Below are 264 nucleotides of genomic sequence, written 5' to 3' on the forward strand. Positions count from 1 at the left end.
CCTGCCAGTTGTGCGGACTCAAGCCTGTAGCCTCTAGGAAACGTCAATGACCGACCAAACCACCCGCCTCCCCGTGCGCCGCGCGCTGATCAGCGTGTCCGACAAGACCGGCGTCGTCGACTTCGCCCGCGAGCTCGAAGCCCTCGGTGTTGAGATCCTCTCCACCGGCGGTACCTTCAAGCTGCTGCGTGACAACGGTATCGCTGCCGTCGAAGTGGCCGATTACACGGGTTTCCCGGAGATGATGGACGGACGGGTGAAGAC

Annotated in this window: 1 pseudogene; it reads left to right on the forward strand. The window is 62.9% G+C overall.

What is annotated here, in order from left to right:
* Positions 1-46: 46 nt before the first annotated feature.
* A pseudogene (gene purH, locus AAEZ09_RS28495) lies at positions 47-264 on the forward strand (bifunctional phosphoribosylaminoimidazolecarboxamide formyltransferase/IMP cyclohydrolase); the annotation flags it as partial.

It is taken from the genome of Pseudomonas sp. 65/3-MNA-CIBAN-0223 (genome assembly GCF_040310425.1).
Lineage (GTDB): Bacteria > Pseudomonadota > Gammaproteobacteria > Pseudomonadales > Pseudomonadaceae > Aquipseudomonas > Aquipseudomonas gregormendelii.